The organism is Nonomuraea sp. NPDC005650 (genome assembly GCF_040605375.1).
Taxonomy (GTDB): domain Bacteria; phylum Actinomycetota; class Actinomycetes; order Streptosporangiales; family Streptosporangiaceae; genus Nonomuraea.
Window position 1 is genome coordinate 21,330 of record NZ_JBEXCR010000027.1, and the last position, 17,563, is coordinate 38,892.

Below are 17,563 nucleotides of genomic sequence, written 5' to 3' on the forward strand. Positions count from 1 at the left end.
AGTGGTGAATGTGGAAGCGGTCCCCGACCATGCCCTGCTGGCCAAGCCACCTGCGTCCAACCGCGTGCACGCTCAGGTCCGCGGCCGTCGCGCCCACCTTCCACGTCTCAGCCAGCGTGAGCACCGATTCCGGGCCCTCGTAGAACCGACCGGCCGCCAGTGCCTGGCGTCGTTCCAGATCCAGGAGGCTCATCCCGTTCGACGAGGACAACCACCTCACCGCCGACCTGTGGCCGCCCACCCCGGTGACAGCAGAGGTCCTGCGCAAGCTGCCGGACAACCCCGACGACTTCGCTTGAGGCTCCGGGACGTCGGTCAGGCGGCGCCGGCATCGACGGTTGCCGGCCCGTGTCCAGGGTGGGGAGACGTTTGAAGGAGATGCGTATGGTGGCCGGTCATCGGATCTTGGCCGGGGACCTCACTGCAAATTGAGGACCGCATATACGCTCCCGGATCCGTGCTGCCCACCATCGTCGACCTTGCCCAGCAGCACGGCGTGGGTGCGGCACCGGGCTCGGCAAGCTGGAACTGGACGCCGCGGCCCGGAGCGAGCGCTCCGGGCCGGCGGCCTTCAGGAGGCGGGCACCGTCTGGGGCCGCCAGGAGAACACCGCGCGCGAGCGGGGCTCGACCGTGACGCGCAGCCACTGGGTCGCCGTGACGCCGTAGGTCTCCAGCCTCGTCAGGTTGGGGACGCCCGCGTAGCCGGTCTCCACCTCGTACACGTGCTCGTCACCGTGCACGAGCAGGACGGGCTTGCCGTACGCCTTGGCACGGTCGGTGATCCGGGCGCGGATCTCGGAGAACCCGGGAGTGTCGGTCGGCTCGGCCTGCATCAGGAGCAGCACGCCGGGCGCGTTCGTCTGCTGTGCGGTGTCGAAGGCGGTGTCGATCCAGTCGAGGGCCGCCGACTTGCGCGCGGTGAACTCGGCCAGTCGCAGGTCAGGACGGTCGCCGCCCGGCAGTTGGGACCACGGCGCCAGATCGTTCTCGCTGCCGACCACGTGCACCGTCGCGAACACGACGCCCTGCCGGCGGAACAGCACGTTCTCCTTGTAGACGCTGTGCCGGCTGTCGGATGCCTGGGTTCGCACGCCCATCGAGTTGCGGCCGAGCGTGTGACCGGCCTTCGGGTAGAAGAACGCGCGGACCGCGTCGAGCCGCTCTGTGGGCACATAGCCCCCTGCGGCGGTGCGGTGGCAGTCGGTCCACTCGTTGTCGCCGGGGGTCAGCACGAACGGGTCTTCGAAGGTGCCGAACAGCTTGGCCAGGTCGGCGAAGCGCGCGTCGTCACAGGTGGACGCGCCATCCTTGACGTCACCGGCGTGCAGGACGAAGCGGACGTCCGGGTCGGCGTTCACCGCGTCGACCAGCGCGGGGAACGCCGCTCGCTGGTCGGCGCCGTACGGGGTGTCGCCGAGCAGGGCGAAGCTGAGAGACGGGCCGCGGGTCTCCTGGGCATCGGCCGACGCGGGAGTGATGGTGCCGGCGACCAGGGCTGCCATCAGCGCGGCGACGGCAGCGGAAGATTTACGCATGGGACGATTCTCCACACAGCCCCACAACCCGGACATTAAGCCAAGTCGACAAGTCACCGACGGCTCGCTGACATGGACGTGGCCGACCAGGCCCAGCCTGCAGTCGGCCTCAGACGTGGGCACGGCCCTGTTCCCTCAAGGATGAACGGCCCGTACGGACACGCCTCTACCAGCCATGATCGCCAGACACCCGCGACGCACGCGGTTACGCATGCCGCGGCTCGCCGTCAAGAGCCGACGTCGTCTCGGGGACGGGTAGCGGACATGTCCACCGCTCTGGCTGCGGAAGCGGATCATTGCGTGCGGTCGGCCGCCGGTGACGGTCCGGATGCCACCGGAGGTCAGCTCGGTCAGCATGCCAGCGCGGTCGCCCCGGGGGTGCAGGGGCTGGCCCGCGTAGCGGCAGGGGCTGCACGCCGGCGCGCATGAATACGACGCCGAAAGTATGACCACCTAACCGTCGCGCGGCCTTCCGGTTTGGTCGCGACGTCCTGGGACTGAGGCGCCTGTGGCAACCGCCTCAGCCGGATAACGATTAGCGGGAGCACCCGATCTTGGGCTCCAGGTTGTCGTCCGTCTCCGGCATGATCGCCTGTATGAAGAAATGGATCATATCGACGGCGGTATTCGCTGCGCTGGCGGTGACCGCCGCGCCGGCGCAGGCGGCCCCCAAGGACCCGGTCGGCGCGCTGAAGGCGACGATCGCCGCCGGGCATGGGGTGCGGTTCACCGGCGACGTCACGTGGACGGACGGGACCGACGAGCGGGGCGCCCGCGACATCAAGGGCGTCTTCCAGTTCGGCAGGAAGGAGATCGCCGCGTTCGACATCACGACGAAGGAGGGTGACGAGCAGGAGCGCGTCATCGCCATCGGCAAGACCGGCTACTATTCGGGCGACCGGATCAGCGGCCTGCTGCCCGAGGGCAAGACCTGGTATAAGAGCAAGAACTACGGCATGCCCGACTCCTGGTCGCAGTTCATCAACCCGGCCGAGCCCAACACCCTGGCCAAACTGCTCAAGAACGGAAAGACCAAGGGAGCCTCCGTCTCCGGCTCGGTCACCCTGAAGGAGCTCAAGGCCGTTTCGGCCTGGGTCTCCGCTGCGAGGATCGGTAAAGAACATGATGGCCTGAAGATCTCCTACACTCTCACGCTGTCCTCGGCGGGCCTGGTCAACGGGGTGACGTCGACGTACACGATGGCGGCGGACGGAGAGCGCTACACCAGCACCGTGAACACCCGTTACGCGAAGTGGGGCAGCAAGGTCTCGGTCACAGCGCCGGATCCCTCCACGGTAACCACCATCCCTCGCTGATCCCCGTGCCCGGCGCTTAGCCGAGTGCGGCCCTCAACAGGACCGATGACGGTTTCCCCGGTTCTGACCATGCAGACGCAACGCGCCTCCTTGGTGTCGTTGGGGACGGCCAGGTGAGCCCGAAAGACGTCGTACCCGCGCTTTGTGAGGCACGGCCTGTGGGTGCGGTGCGGTGCTGGACAGCGGCGGAGGCGTAGCCAACGAACGCAGCAGCAACGCAGGATCAGCGGCCCCGCCCGAAACTTGTGCCACTGCGGGTCCTAAGCGGCCAGGACGGCTGAGTGCTGTCCTGGCCCGACCTTGCTGACGGCCCCCAGCGCTCCTTACGGAAAGTCATTGTCATGTGAGGACAGGTGACTTGCCTGGGCCTGCGGGCTCGCTGTTACTTCTTGTAGCGATTCCCCTATCCGCTTCGGTGTCGCCATCCGCGCGTGCCGCCGGATCACCGAGGCGATGCCCGAACACCTTCAACGGACGTTGCGGGGTGCGGCGCGAACGCGCGACCATCACCACCGCGGCCGCCGGCATGTCACGCCGGTCACCTTCTGCCTGGCCGCCAACCGGCGAAGCCTCCGGCGCGCAGCACTCCAGATGTCTCATGAGAGATACGGATCGTGGGGAACACGACAAGGGCGACGAAACCCCGGGCCTGTGGCGACGATGGTCGCAGTCCTCAGGGCCGGATTTGTCGGGAAAAATCACATGAGGCGTAGGCTGTCTACGCCTCCCCGCCTGCGGGATAGGTGAACCGGGTGAGCAGATCCCTCAGTTGCTCGGGCTCGCCGGGCCCCAAGGCGGCGGTCAGCTGCTCGGACATCGGCTCGGCCGCCACGTGCGCCGCGTCGAACACCTCGACACCCTGAGGCGTGATCTCCACCGCCCGAACACGCCGGTCGCCCGGAACGCTCTTGCGTACGGCCAGTCCCTCGCGCTCCAGGTCGTCCACGACGCGCATGATTCCCGCCTTGTCCGACCCTGTCTCCGCCGCCAGGTCCCGCTGCACTGTGGGCCCGCGGTTGACCAGCACGATCAGTACGGCAAAGTGCCGCAACTCAATGCCGAGCGGGCGAAGTGCCTCTGTCATCACGGTGGCCGCCCGCCAGTGTGCCTGGCGCAGCAGCAGGCCGAGAGCGAAAGGCGAGGTGTCCCCGGGCTGGTCGGTCGCGCGGGAGGCAGTGGTGCTGCGGGGAGCGTCGCCGGTCATGAGGCCACACTACCCAATATCCTTTCATTCGATACGGTATCACGTGAAATAAAAAAGCCCCGCAGGCATGTAGCGGGTGCTATTTCCCGTGTGGCGCCTCTCAGCCGAACCTTCGGATGAGAGGAAACCATGACGATTCTCGTGACTGGAGCCACCGGCACGGTCGGCCGCCAGATCGTGGCGCAGCTCGTCGCGCGTGGTGAGCGGGTACGGGCCCTGACCAGGAACCCGGCGGGGGCGCGGCTGCCCGAGTCCGTGGAGGTGGCCTGTGGCGACCTGACCGCGCCGCAGTCCCTGGGGCCCGCGCTGGAGGGTGTGACCGGGTTGCACCTGATCACGGTCGCCGGTGACGATCAGGCGGCGCTCCAGACCGGGCCCGAGCTCGTCGAGCTGGCCGCGAAGGCGGGGGTGACCCGGGTCAGCGTGCTGAGCAGCTGGGACGAGTGCTCGGTCGAGGAGGCGCTGCGGGCCGGGGAGCTCGGCTGGACGCAGTTGCTCTGCGTGGAGTTCATGACCAACGCGCTCGAATGGGCCGAATCGATCCGCGACGAAGGCGTCGTCCGGGTTTTCGGCAACCATCCGGGTGCCGTGGTCCACGAGGCCGACATCGCCGCCGTCGCCGTGGCGGCGCTGGTCGAGGAGGGGCATGCCGGGCAGTCGTACCTGCTCACCGGGCCGGAGGCGCTGACCCCGGAGCGGCGGGCCCGCCTGATCGGCGAGGCCGTCGGGCGGGAGGTCCGGTTCGAGGAGCTGACCGAGGCGCGATACCGGGCATCGATGGAGGCGTGGGGGGCGGGGGAGGAGCTGATCGAGTTCGCGGTCCGGCTCGGTGCCAACCCGCCGGAGGCCGCCTCCGTCGTGCTGCCGACCGTCGAGCAGGTGACCGGCCGCCCCGCGCGCACGTTCGCGCAGTGGGCTGCGGAGCACGCCTCCGCCTTCCGTCCTTAGTCGATTAACAGGAGAAATATCATGGCAATTCGCCCTTTTCGTATTGAAGTCCCTCAGCGGGGCCTGGACGATCTCCGTACCCGTCTGGCCATGACCCGCTGGCAGGATCAGCTGCCCGGCACCGGATGGGAGCGCGGCGTCCCGCTCGACTACCTCAAGGACCTGGCCGAATACTGGCGCACCGGCTACGACTGGCGCGCCCACGAGGCCAGGCTCAACGAGATCCCCCAGTTCACCGCCACGATCGACGGGCAGAACCTCCACTTCGCCCATATCCGCTCCGAGAACCCGTCCGCCCTGCCCCTCATGCTCCTGCACGGCTGGCCGGGCACGTTCATGATGTTCCTGGACGTCATCGAGCCCCTCTCACGGGACTTCCACCTGGTCATCCCCTCCTTGCCGGGTTTCGGCTTCTCCACCCCGCTGTCCGGCCCGGGCTGGAACCCCGCCCGCACCGCCAGGGCGTTCACGCAGCTGATGGCGATGCTCGGTTATGACCGGTACGGGGTGCAGGGCGGGGACAGCGGCTCCTTCGTCGCGCCGGAGATGGGCAAACACGCCCCCGACCGCGTCGTCGGCGTCCACCTCAACGCCGCCCTCACCTTCCCCATCGGCCAGGAAGGGGAGATGGACGGGCTGACGGAGGAGGAGCGGCGGCGTTGGGACACGATGCAGAACTTCAACGACGGCTACCTCCAGACGCAGTCGAAGCGGCCGCAGACGGTCTCGTACGGGCTGCACGACTCGCCGGTGGGGCAGCTCGCGTGGATCATGGAGAAGTTCAAGGAGCTGACGGATCCGGTGGAGGGGCTGCCTGAGGACTCGCTCGACCGCGACCTGATGCTGACCGACGTCACCATCTACTGGCTGACGGGCACGGCGGGCTCGTCGGCGCAGTTCTATTACGAGAGCATGAGCGCCAACGCCGATTGGACCGAAGCCGCCGCAGCCTCGAGTGGTGCGTCCGATGGGGACGGCGTTTCCGGTTCGGGTGGTGCGGGTGACTGGGGTGCGGCGGTGCGGGGCACTGTGCCGACAGGCGTGCTCGTGTCGAAGACCTGCGATGTCACCATCCGCCCATGGGCCGAACGTGACCACAACATCGTGCACTGGGCCGAATGCGACGAGGGCGGCCATTTCTTCGCGACCGAGCAACCGGCCCTCTTCGCCGAGGACGTCACCACGTTCTTCGCGAAGCTCCGCTGATCACGCCCGGCACCGAGCACACGGGGCCGCCGCCCGGACAGCCGGCCCGGGACTCCGCTCGGGCGGCGACCCGTCCGTCGTGGAGCCCAACTGCCGGACGTCTCGCCCGGGCCTGATCGCTGGGCCCGGCACCTGAGCCCCGTGCCCACGGCCGCCACCGTGACCAGCATCCTTCAAGCGGTTCGGGAGACCGGGCTGCGGCCTTCAAGGACCACCGGCGTGGGCACGGTGATCGCGTGCAACTGGTCGTCGGCCAGGGGCTGAGGGGGACAGACGGCTCGCTGCCGGTGCTCCAGCATCGCCGAGACCGGCAGGTCTCGCATCGGCGGTTGCCGGACGCGGCCCGCCCGGCACCAGGTCAGGTAGCGCGCTCAGCGGGCCGCGCGCGCCTCGACCTGGCGCCGCAGTTCCTCGACCCGCTCGACCAGTTCCCGTGCCGCCCCCACCAGTTCCTCCTCGCCGCCGCGGCCCCAGTCCTCCATCTCGCGCTCCGTCTCGCGCAGTTCTTCGAGATGGAGCTCCTCCAGGACCGCCATCAGGGAGTCGCCCCGCCGTTTCACCCTGTCGCGGCGGGTGGTCTTCTCCCGCAGCCTGAAGACCGTCGGCTTCCTCCCCGCTCTCGCGTTCTTCCCGGCAGGAGGGACGGCTTCCGTCGAGCGCCTCTGCCCGCAGGTCTCATCCAGCCGTAAACGATCAAGACAAGCGCGAAGGGTAGTGGCAGGACCAGCACCACGAGCAAGATTCACTGACAAAGGTGGAGGACGAGGTCAGCGCGTGGTCAGGGCGGGTTCGGGGAAGGTGACGCCGGTCAGTTCCTCGGAGACGGTCCACAGGCGCCGGGCCGTGTCCGGGTCGCTCGCCGCCGCCGAACGGCCGACCAGCGTCGGTGCGCCGCGCATCTCGAACAGGCCGTCGGGGCCGGCGTAACTCCCGCCAGGCAGGTCCTGGACGGCGGCGTACAGGGTGGGCAGCGCGCCGGCCTGGCTGTCCTGGGCGACGAGCCGGTTGCCCAGTTGGAGGAAGACGCCGCGCAGGATGCTGGCGTCGTTTCCCTGGAGGTTCGTGGCGGCCCAACCAGGGTGTGCGGCCAGGGCGCGTACGGGCGAGCCGGCCGCGCTTAGCCGTCGCTGAAGCTCCAAGGTGAAGAGCAGGTTGGCGAGCTTGGAGTGGCTGTAAGCGGCCATGGGGCTGTACTCGCCGGTCAGGGCGAGGTTGTCGAAGTGGATGCGGCGGCTGCCCATCCTGTGGGCGCCGGAGGACAGGGTCACCACGCGGTCGGTGATGTGCGGCAGGAGCAGGTTGGTCAGGGCGAAGTGGCCCAGGTGGTTGGTGCCGAACTGCATCTCGAAGCCGTCCTTGGTACGGGCTTCGGGGGTGTTCATGACGCCGGCGTTGTTGATCAGCAGGTCCAGGTCGCCGTGCCAGCCGGCGGCGAACTCGCGCACGGAGGACAGGTCGGCCAGGTCGAGCCGGCGTACCTCCACGCTGCCCCGCACGGTCGCGGCGGCGGCCTGGCCGCGCGTGGTGTCCCGCACCGCGAGCACCACGTGGGCGCCCGCGCCGGCCAGGGCCTCGACGGTGGCCAGGCCGAGCCCGCTGTTGGCGCCGGTCACGACGGCGGTGCGGCCGCTCTGGTCGGGGATGTCGTTGATGTTCCAGGACTGGGTGTTCAGGTCTTTCGCCATGACCCCAATGTAGGCACTGCTCACAATGTAGTCAATGCCAACAATGTTGGCATCGCTCACACTCGGGCTAGGCTGAGGACATGACGAACCGTCCTTACCACCACGGAGACCTCCCGACGGCGCTGCTCGCGCAGGCCGAGCAGACGTTGCGTGAGAGGGGGGCGGGGGCGCTGTCGCTTCGGGAGCTGGCCCGCGACACCGGGGTGAGCCCGGCCGCGCCCAGCCGCCACTTCAAGACCAAGCAGGCGCTGCTGGACGCCCTGGCGCTGACCGGCTTCGAGCGGCTCGCCGAAACCATCGCGGCCTCTCAGGAAAGCGCCGGCGAGTCGTTCGCCGAGCGGCTGGACGCCGCGGCCCGCGCCTATGTGGGCTTCGCCGTGGCCAACGCCGCGCTGCTCGACCTGATGTTCTCGGCCAAGCACAGCCCGGAGGCGTCGCAGGCGCTGGGCGCGACCGCCCATCGCTGGTCCGAACAGCTCCTTGGGCTGATCAGCGATGGGCAGCGCCGGGGCGAGGTGCGGGAGGGGCCGTTGGAACGGGTCGCCCTGCCGGTCTTCGCGGCGCTGCACGGGTTCGCCGACCTGACGGTGAGCGGCATGCTCCCGGAAAACGCGGCCGGGTACGGGCTGGACGACGTGATCGCGTCCGTCCTGCGTCAATGCAGGCCGGAGTAGGGCCACGCCCGGACGGGCGGATCAGCCGGGGCTGGCGCGGCCGTGCCGCCAGTAGCCGATGAACGCGATGTCGCTCTTGGGCGTGCCGCGGTCGTTCACCAGGTGCCGGCGCAGCCCGGTGGGCAGACGGGACTCGCCTGCGGCCCAGGTGTAGAAGCGGCCGGCGGGCAGGGCCGCGCGCTTGACGGTTTCGAGGGCCAGCTCGCCGGGGGTGGTGCCGGCGCCGTCGCGGGGAATCCAGTGGATCCGTACGCCCGGCGGGTGCCTCACGTCCGTGCGGATGTCCGCGGTCTCGGGGACCTCCAGGAAGACCTCGGCGACGAGCGAGGCGGGCGCGCTCTCCAGGATCGCCATGACGGCGGGCAGCGCGCTCTCGTCGCCGACGAGCAGGTGCCAGGAGGCGTACGACGGCGGCAGGTAGCTGATGCCCATGTCGAAGATGCCCGCCGGCTCGCCGGGCTTGGCCCGCGTCGCCCACGCCGAGGCCGGGCTCGTGTCGCCGTGCAGGACGAACTCGATGTCCACCTCGTGCGCCTCGGGGCGGACCCGCCGGATCGTGTAATTACGCACCCAAGGGCGGCGCGACTTGGGCAGGAGGAGCACCTGCGCCATCCATGCCTCGTTGGAGAGGGTCGGCATCCTGAGACCGGCCTGGCCTTCGCGGGGGAAGAACAGGCGTACCGTCTGGTCGAAGCCCGTCGGCCGCAGGCTCTCCAGTTCGGGGCCGCCGAGGGTGACGGTGGTGAAGTGGGGGCTCAGCCTGGTGTTCCCGACGACCTCCAGGGTGATCATTCTTCGTGTTTCGGGCAGGCGTACCTTCGGCAGCACCTGAGGTTCTCCTCACAGGTCGATGACGAGGCGGGGCGACAGCGAGCGGGACACGCAGGCGTACATGCGGCCGGGCGCGGCGCCGATGTCGTCGCGATGCTCGGGCTCGCCCTCCAGCACGGTGAGCTCGCAGCTGCCGCAGACGCCTTCCCGGCAGCCGGAGGGCACGGGGAGGCCGGCGTGCGTCAGCGCGGCCAGCAGCGACTCGTCCGCGGGCACCGGCACGGTACGTCCTGATCGTGCGCACACCACGTCGAACGCGGCATTGGGCGCGAACGTCCTGGGCGTCGGCCGGAAGCGCTCGAGGTGCAGCCGCTCGGCCGGGAAGGCGGCCTCGCAGGCGGTGAGCAGGGAGGCGGGCCCGCAGCAGTACACGACGGTCTCGGGTCCGAGGCCGGCACCGAGCGCGACGAGGTCGGGGCGCCTGTCGTGCTCGGTGGCGACGAGCGTCACCCGGTCGCCGTAGGCGGTGCGCAGGTCGCCGGCGAAGGGCATGGTCGCGTACGTGCGTCCCGTGTAGACCATCGAGCCGGACGCGCCCTCGTCGACGGCCGCCCGCAGCATCGGCAGGATGGCGGTGATGCCGATCCCGCCCGCCAGGAAGAGGTAGTCGGGAGCCGGGACGAGCGGGAAGTTGTTGCGTGGCAGGGACACCTCCAGGGTGCGGCCCTGCCGGAGATAGCGATGGATGTAGTCGGAGCCGCCTCGGCTGAGCCGTTCGTGGCGTACCGCGATGCGGTAGCGCCCGCGGTCGGCCGGGTCGCCGCACAGGGAGTACTGCCTGGTCAGCCAGTTCGGCAGGGCGAGGTCGATGTGCGCGCCCGGCTCCCAGGGCGCCAGCGGGCCGGTCGCGCCGCGCAGGGTGAGGGCGACGACGTCCTCGGCGACGCGTTCGATGTGGTCGAGAATGGTGAGCTGCATAAGATGATCACGTCGGGTTTCGGTCAGTACAGTTTCCGGTAGCCCTCTTCGAGGCCGGCTTCAATGAGTCGCGGGTCGAGGTCGAGCCCGAACTGCGCGGCGGCGACCTCGCCGAGCGTCGGGAGCTCGTCGACGAGTGCCTGGCTGGCGGGGTCCCACAGGCGGGAGCGGATGAGCGCGCGGCCGCAGTGGAAGTAGGCCTCCTCGACGTCGACGACGAGGGCCAGCTCGGGCTCGCTGGCCTCGATCTGCATCCGGGCCAGCACGTCGGGCTCGTCGGTGGGATAGGCGCTGCCGTTGACGCGCAGGCTCTCCCGCGAGCCGGGGATGAGGAACAGCAGCCCGATCCCGTCGTTCTCGGCGAGGTTGCGGAAGGAGTCGGCGATCTTGTTGCCGGGCCGGTCGGGGATGGCGAGCGTGTGTTCGTCGAGGACCTTCACGAAGCCCGGGTAGTCGCCGCGGGGCGAGCAGTCGGCCCGTCCCGACGCGTCCGCGGTGGCCATCGCCAGGAAGGGCGAGTGCGCGATGAAGCAGCGGATGTGCTCGTCGATGTGGTCCTGGATCTTGTTCGCGATCATCGCGTCCGGTTTGCCGAGCCGGGCGCGGACCTCTTCCAAGGACACCTCGCGGGGCCGCCGGGAGGCTGGACGAAGCTCTTCGAGTGGCGCATTTTGCCTGCTCATGGCACTATTATGAGCAATCCTTCGGTTCTTGCGCTACTCGCTTTCACGCTCCTCGACAGGAGGTCCGCGGTGTCGGAGAAGCAACGGCTTAACCCGCGTAAACAACCGCAGCAGGCCCGCGCCGAGCTCACCCGCCAGCGCATACTCAAGGCGGCTGCTCACGTTTTCGCCGAGTACGGCTACGCCGCCGGCACCACCAACCGGATCGCCCAGCGGGCCCGCGTGTCGATCGGATCGCTGTATCAGTACTATCCGAACAAGGACGCCATCCTCCTGGAGCTGATGGCCGGCCACCTCGACAGCGGCGCGGCCGAGGTCAGCCGCCGCCAGGCCGAGGAGCTGCCCGACACCGTCGAAGGCGTCATGCGCGTCTTCATCCAGGCCGCCATCGCGAACCACCTGGATGACCCGCAGTTGCTGCGCATCATGGTGGAGGAGGCGCCGCGCTCCCAGGACCTGGTGAAGAAGGTCTACCAGTACAAGGACGCGCGGATCGCCTACACCCGCGACCTGCTGCGCCGCTATCCCGAGGTGCGGGTCTCCGACGTCGACACCGCCGCCCGGATCCTCAACGCCACGATCGAACTGGTCGTCCACCAGGTCATCGCGGAGCACGAGCCCATCGACCTGAAGCGCCTGGAGGACGAGCTCGTCGCGATGTTCACCCGCTACCTGACCTCGGTGTGATCACGCACGCCTTCGGCAACGGCCCCAGGCTACGACGAGCGCGACGTTGATCTCGGGCAGCTCCGCCCTGGGTGCGGCCGGCTTCGAGGGGCCGTTGCCCCGCGAAGGTCAGCGCCTGCCCGGTGTTCAGCCAGAAGATGGCCATCGTGCCGGCAAGGGGCCGGTCCTCAAAGTTCGCTTGTCACGATGACCAGTGCACCTCGGAGCTGGGCTGATATCGGCAGATGGCCCCCGTGGAAACCGAGGATCTCAGGTGGGCGGCCAGTTCCGGGTGGCGGTGGTCGAGTTGGCGCAGCGTGTTGCGGATCCGGTTGGTGACCGCCTTGCGGGCGCGTTCGGCCTCGTCGCCGAGGCGGCGCGGGCGGCCGCCCAGCCCGGCGGCCGTGCGCAGTTCGTCCAGCAGCGTCGTGCGCTCGGCGTCGAGCTCGGCCGCCCGGCGGTCGTCGTCCAGCTCGGCGGCCCGGTCGATCTCGTCGTCGAGCAGCTCCAGGCGCCTGCGGTAGCGGGTCCTGGCCTCCTCGTCCAGCACGTCGTCGCCGCCCATGCTCCGCGCGGCGAGGACGACCTCGCCGCCCGCCGGGTTCAGCAGCTCGACCGCCGGTACGTCGCTCCCCGGGTGGTCGAGCAGGACGCGCAGGTCGGCCAGGCCCTTGGAGTCGGGCAGGTGCACGGTCCGGCCGGCGAAGGTCAGGGTCCAGACCCCGCCGTCGAGGCGGAAGGCGTTGGCTCCGGGGCGTGGCAGGCGTACGAGCATGCCGATGGCCGCGGCGTCCCGCTCGACCTGCGCGATCAGCGTGGAGGCGTCGTCGCCGCGCGCCTGCAGCGCCTCGGCCAGACGGGCGCGGGACTCGATCGACCAGGGGCGGGCGCCCAGCAGGTCGGCCGCGCGACAGGCGGCGGTGAACCCGTCGACGGCCTCGTCCCAGCGTCCCCGGGCGGCGTCGAGCACCGCCGCCCAATGCGCGAACGGCCCCTCGACGGCGACGGTGGCCGTCACGCCCCACTGGCCGACGTACGGGGTGATGGCGGCCCGCGCCTGCTCGCAGAGCACCGGATCCTTCGACAGGGCGGCCGTCTGCGCCTGGAGCCTCAGCCACAGCGGCGCCATCCACCGCAGACGCTGCCGGCCTGTTGCCATGACCTCCGCCAGATGGCGAGCCGCATCCCCGTCGCCTCGCTGCACCGCTGTGGCGGCGCGGTAGAGCGGGAAGTGACGGCTGCCCGCGAGCTCCGTCTCCGCCAGGACACCGTCGGCCTGGTCGAAACGGCCGCTGAGTGTCGCGACCGACCACCGCTGCATCCAGCGCAGGTCGCGGCGGCCGATGCCCGGCTGTTCGCCCAGCTCGTAGGCGGCGTCGATGTGCGTCCCCGCCTCGTCGAAACGGCCGGCCAGCGTCGCGAACATGGCCCTGAGCACCATGGCCTCGTGCTGGAACAGCGCCAGCCCGGCCCCCTCGGCGTGCGTGGCGAAGGCCCGCTGCTCGGTCAGGCACCGTGGATCGCCCAGCTCCAGCAGCGCGCCGATGCGCCAGGACCGCGCGGTCAGCTCCAGCCGCGGATCCCGGCTCCGTCGCGCCACGGCCGCCAGCTCTTCGGTGACGGCCAGCCGTTCGCGTGCGGTGCCCGGCTCCCAGATGGCCCCGAGCCTGGAGAGCAGGCTGAACCCGAGCGTCTCGTCATCCTCACCCTGCCTGGCCAGCTCCGCCGCGACCTCGCTCAACTCCCGGGCCACGACATCCAGCCGCCCCCTGCGGCAATGGCCGGTGCCACTCCCGGGCGCGTTTTCGCTCATCTCGCCGGAGGTGTCGGCCTCGCTTGCGGTCTTGCCCGCCTCGGGGGAGACGCCGTTGGGCCGGGGTGCCGAGCCCGCTGGGCTGGGGCCGGAATGAACTGGCGCGCCCCGAGCTACGGAGGGCCCGGGTGCCGTGCTTTCGGGGGCGGGCGGGTGGACCAGGCGGTGGTGGGCCTCGTGGACGAAGTCGCTCCAGCGGCTCCGGCCGGTGTGGCCGAGATCGTGCAGTTTCAGGGCGGTCAGGGCCAGCAGGTCGGGGTCGTCGAGGCGGCGGGTGACGGCGATGGCCGACTCCAGCGTGCGGGTGCCGGTGGCGGTGTCACCTGTCCGGTGCTGTGCCACGCCGAGGTCGAGCCCGATCGTGGCCCGCCTGCGTGCCTCCCACGCGGGGGTCAGCTCCAGGGCGCGCCGGTAGTGCCCGACGGCCTCCTCGTCGGCCATCCGCGCTTCGGCGTCCCGCGCCGCGGTGAGCAGGAGGTCGGGGGCGCCGGGTACGGCGGCGAGGTAGGCGTGGTGGGCGCGGGTCGCGGGCAGTGCCTGGTCGAGGGCGTGGAGCGCGGCGGCGTGCCGGGCGCGGGCCTCGTCCTCGCTCAGCTCGGCGTAGAGGGTTTCGCGTACGAGGTCGTGCACGAAGGCGTAGCGGCCAGGGCCCAGTGAGGTGATGAGCTTGGCAGACATGGCCTGGTCGAGCGCCCGCCCGGTCGCGTGCGCCCGCCCAGCCACGAACGTCTGCCCGACGGCCACATGGGCCTGCCGAGCCGGAGAGGCACCGCGAGCGGGAAAACCACCGCCGGGAAGGGCCTCGGTGGAAAACGGACCGACAGAAAAGGCGCCGTTGGACGAGGGATCGTCGGGAAGGGAGTCATCGGGTGGGAAGCTGTCGGGAAGGGAGCTGTCGGGTGCGGGATCGGCCAGTGGGGCGCCCACGGCTGGCGCGGTGGACGGAGGGGAGCAGGCGGGCGAGAGGCTGAGGGCGGTGCGCAGGGAGGGCTCGGTGAACTCGCGGCCCAGCACCGCCGCCATGCGCAGCACCTCCATCACCGCCTCCGGCAACCGCGACAGCCGCCGCCGGACCGCCGCCCCGACCCCCGGCGGGATCGTCGCCAGAGGCGTCCCGCCCTGCCACAGGCGGGCGGTCTGCTCCACGAAGAACGGGTTGCCGCCCGTACGCCGATGGATCTGCGTCACCAGCTCCGCGCCGGGGTCCACCCCCGTCGTGCGGGCCACCAGCCGGCCGACCTCCGCCCGGTCCAGCCCCGTCAACGTGAGGACGGTGGCCTTGGCCTCCAGCGGCAGGCTCAGCGGCCCGTCGACCTCGGCGTCGCGATAGGTGCCGATCACCAGCAGCCGCTCGAACCAGGCATGCCGCACCACGAACTCCAGCAGCCTCAGCGACGCCGCGTCCGCCCAGTGGAGGTCTTCGAGCACGACCACGACAGGCCGCTCGCGGGAGGCGTCCACCAGCAGGCCGGTCACCGCGTCGTACAGCTCGAACCCGTCCGACCCGGCCAGACCCGCGAGAGGGCTCCGCGACGTCGCGCCGGGGGTGAGCCGGCGCAGCACCTGCACCCACGGCCAGTAGCCCGGCGCGCCCTCGCCCTCCCAGCAGGCCCCGCCGAGCAGCCGGGCGCCCCCGCGCACGGCCTCCTCCGCCGCGCCCGCCACCAGGGCGCTCTTGCCGATCCCCGCCTCGCCGGTGACCAGCACCAGGGCGCCGTGGCTGACGAGCGCGCGCTCGACCTCGGCGCGGAGCACGGCCGCGGGTCGCTCCCTCCCGATGAGCATCGCCATGCGGGCACCCTACGCGGCCCGGCCGACAATTCCGGGGCCCCGGCGGAGATGAAACTTTCAGCGGAAACCCGCAGGTCGGAGCGCACACCCCGGTCCCCGGTTTGACGTGGACCCGCGCCCGTGCGATCAAAGCAGGCGCGGTTCAGTCCCGTTGGGAAAGCGCTTACCGAAGGGGAGAGCGACCTTGACATTCCGATCTCGTTCCACAGTGGTGGCCACAGCGATGGCCGCCGGGCTGCTGGCCGCCGTCACCGCGGCGCCTCCCGCGCAGGCCGCCCCGACCGACGGCAGCGGCCCCTGGCCCAGCGACACCGGCAGCGTGCACATCACCTCGACCCGCAACGCCGGCACGTTCTTCGACGGCGGCATGAAGCGCTACTACGGCATCGGCGACGGCGGCCAGGGCGAGGACCAGGACCCGATGTTCGTCGTGGCCAACGGCGGCACCATCCAGAACGTCATCATCGACGCCCCGGCCGGCGACGGCATCCACTGCGAGGGCTCCTGCACCATCCGCAACGTGTGGTGGAACGACGTGGGCGAGGACGCCGCGACGTTCAAGTCGTCCAGCTCATCGGCGACCTACCTGGTAGACGGCGGCGGCGCGAAGTCCGGCTCCGACAAGGTGTTCCAGCACAACGGCGCCGGCACGCTGACCATCAGGAACTTCCAGGTGCACGGCTCCGGCAAGCTCTACCGCGCCTGCGGCAACTGCTCCACCTCCTACCGGCGCAACGTGGTCATGGACGGCGTCACCGTCCGCACCACCAAGGTCCTGGCCGGCATCAACACGAACTGGGGCGACACGGCCAGGTTCAGCCGGATCACCGTGTACGGCAGCGCCACCATCTGCGAGAAGTACCGGGGCGTACCCAAGGGCCAGGAGCCGGTGAAGATCGGATCCGGGGCCGACGGCGTGAACTGCCTCTACTCTTCCTCCGACATCACCTACCGGTGATCCACAAAATGTTAGCGCTACCACAACCAGAGGTGCCTGTATGAAACGACTGGCCGTCCTGCCCCTCCTGCTGATCGTCACCTTCTTCTTACCCATCCAGAACGCCCTGGCCGACACGAACGTGGCCAGGACCGCGACCCCGTCCGCCTCCTACACCTCCTCGTGGGAGAGCGTGGCGGCGATCAACGACGGCATCGACCCGCCCAGCTCGAACGACACCGTCAACCGCCGCTGGGGCACCTGGCCCAACACCGGCACCCAGTGGGCCGAGCTCACCTGGACCTCGGCCCAGACCCTCAAAGGCGCCGACGTCTACTTCTTCGACGACGGCGGCGGCGTCCGGGTGCCCGCCTCCTGGAAGCTCCAGTACTGGACCGGCAGCGCGTACGCCGACATCTCCGCCACGTACCCGACCGCGGTCAACGCCTACAACAAGGTGACCTTCACGCAGGTCAGCACCACGCGCCTGCGCATCCAGCTGCAGAGCGGCGCGGGCTCGGTCGGCCTGCTGGAGGTCAAGGCGTGGGCCCCCGACTCCGGCGGCGGCACCTCGTCCTGGAACCCGCCCGCCAACCTCGTCACCCCGCTCAACGAGGTCTGGCAGCACGTCGAGAGCACCTACCCCAACCTGTACGGGTTCCGCAACTACGGCTGGGACCAGGTCATGGCCAACGGCGGCTCGATCAACTACTGCGTCCGCTGGGACACCACCGCCACGGTGACGGCGGCGCAGCGTGACCAGATCCACGCGGCGCTGGCCCGCCAGTTCAAGAAGTGGATGGACGTCATGGCCGGCCACAACGGCTGGCCGTACGCGAACGTGCCGGTCAAGGTCGTCGGCTGGGCCGTACGGGACCGGGCGCAGCTGCAGTGGAGCGACAACTCCGTGGACATCTACGTCAACAACATCCGCGAGAACGCGCCCCAGTGCTCCGAGCCCTGCGGCCGGTTCTTCAACCAGAGCGGCCAGTACCCCAACTGCCCGGGCGGCGCGTCGCACCACTACGACATGTCGCTCTGGCTGACCGCCGGGTTCGGCGGGGGAGCGGGGGGCGACTGGGGGCAGCGGATCGGCAGCGAGTACTACATGTCGAACCTCAACGCCGACAACATCCACATCCTGCTGCATGAGATGGGACACTCGTTCGGCCTGGACGACTTCTACGACTGGACTCCGACGGGCCAGTGCTGCTTCCTGATGAAGGCGGGCAGCGCGGCGCAGATCACGGAGTTCGACGCGTGGATGCTGCGCGACTGGTGGCGGCACCTGAAGAGCCGCTACGGCCTGTGACAAAAGGGGAGGGCGGCGGGGTCTCCGCCGCCCTCCTTCGTG

At 70.1% G+C, this 17,563-nt stretch carries 15 protein-coding genes; 7 read left to right on the forward strand and 8 right to left on the reverse strand.

The genetic code is table 11. The features are described from left to right. Positions 1 to 571: 571 nt before the first annotated feature. Positions 572 to 1,537: a metallophosphoesterase gene (locus tag ABZS69_RS39205; protein WP_355381143.1), complete on the reverse strand. Its 966-nt coding sequence runs from the start codon at positions 1,535 to 1,537 to the stop codon at positions 572 to 574. Positions 1,538 to 2,133: 596 nt separating this feature from the next. Here ABZS69_RS39205 and ABZS69_RS39210 point away from each other — a divergent pair. Further along, positions 2,134 to 2,853, forward strand: coding sequence for a hypothetical protein (locus ABZS69_RS39210; protein WP_355381145.1), 720 nt, complete (start codon positions 2,134 to 2,136; stop codon positions 2,851 to 2,853). Between the two features lie 718 nt (positions 2,854 to 3,571). Here the strand turns inward: ABZS69_RS39210 and ABZS69_RS39215 are convergent. Then, positions 3,572 to 4,057, reverse strand: coding sequence for a MarR family winged helix-turn-helix transcriptional regulator (locus ABZS69_RS39215; RefSeq protein WP_355381147.1), 486 nt, complete (start codon positions 4,055 to 4,057; stop codon positions 3,572 to 3,574). A gap of 129 nt (positions 4,058 to 4,186) precedes the next feature. Between ABZS69_RS39215 and ABZS69_RS39220 the strand changes: the two genes are divergently transcribed. Further along, positions 4,187 to 5,005 (forward strand): NmrA family NAD(P)-binding protein, encoded by an 819-nt coding sequence (locus ABZS69_RS39220; protein WP_355381149.1) that lies wholly within the window; start codon positions 4,187 to 4,189, stop codon positions 5,003 to 5,005. Between the two features lie 21 nt (positions 5,006 to 5,026). Then, positions 5,027 to 6,211, forward strand: coding sequence for an epoxide hydrolase family protein (locus ABZS69_RS39225; protein ID WP_355381151.1), 1,185 nt, complete (start codon positions 5,027 to 5,029; stop codon positions 6,209 to 6,211). Positions 6,212 to 6,582: 371 nt separating this feature from the next. Here the strand turns inward: ABZS69_RS39225 and ABZS69_RS39230 are convergent, their stop codons facing one another. Next, the gene (locus ABZS69_RS39230; protein WP_355381153.1) at positions 6,583 to 6,771 is read right to left on the reverse strand and encodes a hypothetical protein; all 189 of its coding nucleotides are present in this window, start codon (positions 6,769 to 6,771) and stop codon (positions 6,583 to 6,585) included. Positions 6,772 to 6,978: 207 nt separating this feature from the next. Continuing rightward, a complete protein-coding gene (locus ABZS69_RS39235; protein ID WP_355381155.1) occupies positions 6,979 to 7,896 on the reverse strand; it encodes an oxidoreductase in 918 nt (305 codons plus the stop codon). Positions 7,897 to 7,976: 80 nt separating this feature from the next. Between ABZS69_RS39235 and ABZS69_RS39240 the strand changes: the two genes are divergently transcribed. Next, positions 7,977 to 8,570, forward strand: coding sequence for a TetR/AcrR family transcriptional regulator (locus ABZS69_RS39240; protein ID WP_355381157.1), 594 nt, complete (start codon positions 7,977 to 7,979; stop codon positions 8,568 to 8,570). Between the two features lie 21 nt (positions 8,571 to 8,591). Here ABZS69_RS39240 and ABZS69_RS39245 read toward each other — a convergent pair whose 3' ends face one another. From ABZS69_RS39245 to ABZS69_RS39255, 3 genes are read right to left on the reverse strand one after another with little or no spacing between them, the layout of a single operon-like run. After that, entirely contained in the window at positions 8,592 to 9,362 is a 771-nt protein-coding gene (locus tag ABZS69_RS39245; protein ID WP_355381159.1) for a siderophore-interacting protein, read from the reverse strand. Positions 9,363 to 9,410: 48 nt separating this feature from the next. Next, positions 9,411 to 10,319 carry a PDR/VanB family oxidoreductase gene (locus tag ABZS69_RS39250; protein WP_355381161.1) on the reverse strand — a complete coding sequence of 303 codons (909 nt, stop codon included), beginning with the start codon at positions 10,317 to 10,319 and terminating at the stop codon, positions 9,411 to 9,413. Positions 10,320 to 10,342: 23 nt separating this feature from the next. Further along, a complete protein-coding gene (locus ABZS69_RS39255) occupies positions 10,343 to 11,002 on the reverse strand; it encodes an MSMEG_1061 family FMN-dependent PPOX-type flavoprotein (RefSeq protein ID WP_355381163.1) in 660 nt (219 codons plus the stop codon). Positions 11,003 to 11,071: 69 nt separating this feature from the next. Between ABZS69_RS39255 and ABZS69_RS39260 the strand changes: the two genes are divergently transcribed. Next, a complete protein-coding gene (locus ABZS69_RS39260; protein ID WP_355381165.1) occupies positions 11,072 to 11,689 on the forward strand; it encodes a TetR/AcrR family transcriptional regulator in 618 nt (205 codons plus the stop codon). A gap of 181 nt (positions 11,690 to 11,870) precedes the next feature. On the opposite strand, the gene ABZS69_RS39265 is transcribed toward ABZS69_RS39260, so the two are convergent. After that, on the reverse strand, positions 11,871 to 15,272 hold the full coding sequence (locus tag ABZS69_RS39265) for an AAA family ATPase (protein ID WP_355381167.1): 3,402 nt from the start codon (positions 15,270 to 15,272) through the stop codon (positions 11,871 to 11,873). Positions 15,273 to 15,480: 208 nt separating this feature from the next. On the opposite strand from ABZS69_RS39265, the gene ABZS69_RS39270 reads away from it, so the two are divergent. Together ABZS69_RS39270 and ABZS69_RS39275 are read left to right on the forward strand one after the other, a co-directional pair. After that, a complete protein-coding gene (locus ABZS69_RS39270) occupies positions 15,481 to 16,230 on the forward strand; it encodes a pectate lyase (protein WP_355381169.1) in 750 nt (249 codons plus the stop codon). Positions 16,231 to 16,270: 40 nt separating this feature from the next. Then, complete coding sequence (locus ABZS69_RS39275; protein WP_355381171.1) at positions 16,271 to 17,521, forward strand: hypothetical protein; 1,251 nt, start codon at positions 16,271 to 16,273, stop codon at positions 17,519 to 17,521. Positions 17,522 to 17,563: the final 42 nt, after the last annotated feature.

Excerpts from the sequence above, each read along its gene's own strand:
- ABZS69_RS39205 (WP_355381143.1), bottom strand. The coding sequence starts at position 1,537 with ATGCGTAAATCTTCCGCTGCCGTCGCCGCGCTGATGGCAGCCCTGGTC.
- ABZS69_RS39210 (WP_355381145.1), top strand. The coding sequence starts at position 2,134 with ATGAAGAAATGGATCATATCGACGGCGGTATTCGCTGCGCTGGCGGTG.
- ABZS69_RS39215 (WP_355381147.1), bottom strand. The coding sequence starts at position 4,057 with ATGACCGGCGACGCTCCCCGCAGCACCACTGCCTCCCGCGCGACCGAC.
- ABZS69_RS39220 (WP_355381149.1), top strand. The coding sequence starts at position 4,187 with ATGACGATTCTCGTGACTGGAGCCACCGGCACGGTCGGCCGCCAGATC.
- ABZS69_RS39225 (WP_355381151.1), top strand. The coding sequence starts at position 5,027 with ATGGCAATTCGCCCTTTTCGTATTGAAGTCCCTCAGCGGGGCCTGGAC.
- ABZS69_RS39235 (WP_355381155.1), bottom strand. The coding sequence starts at position 7,896 with ATGGCGAAAGACCTGAACACCCAGTCCTGGAACATCAACGACATCCCC.
- ABZS69_RS39240 (WP_355381157.1), top strand. The coding sequence starts at position 7,977 with ATGACGAACCGTCCTTACCACCACGGAGACCTCCCGACGGCGCTGCTC.
- ABZS69_RS39245 (WP_355381159.1), bottom strand. The coding sequence starts at position 9,362 with ATGATCACCCTGGAGGTCGTCGGGAACACCAGGCTGAGCCCCCACTTC.
- ABZS69_RS39250 (WP_355381161.1), bottom strand. The coding sequence starts at position 10,319 with ATGCAGCTCACCATTCTCGACCACATCGAACGCGTCGCCGAGGACGTC.
- ABZS69_RS39255 (WP_355381163.1), bottom strand. The coding sequence starts at position 11,002 with ATGAGCAGGCAAAATGCGCCACTCGAAGAGCTTCGTCCAGCCTCCCGG.
- ABZS69_RS39265 (WP_355381167.1), bottom strand. The coding sequence starts at position 15,272 with ATGGCGATGCTCATCGGGAGGGAGCGACCCGCGGCCGTGCTCCGCGCC.
- ABZS69_RS39275 (WP_355381171.1), top strand. The coding sequence starts at position 16,271 with ATGAAACGACTGGCCGTCCTGCCCCTCCTGCTGATCGTCACCTTCTTC.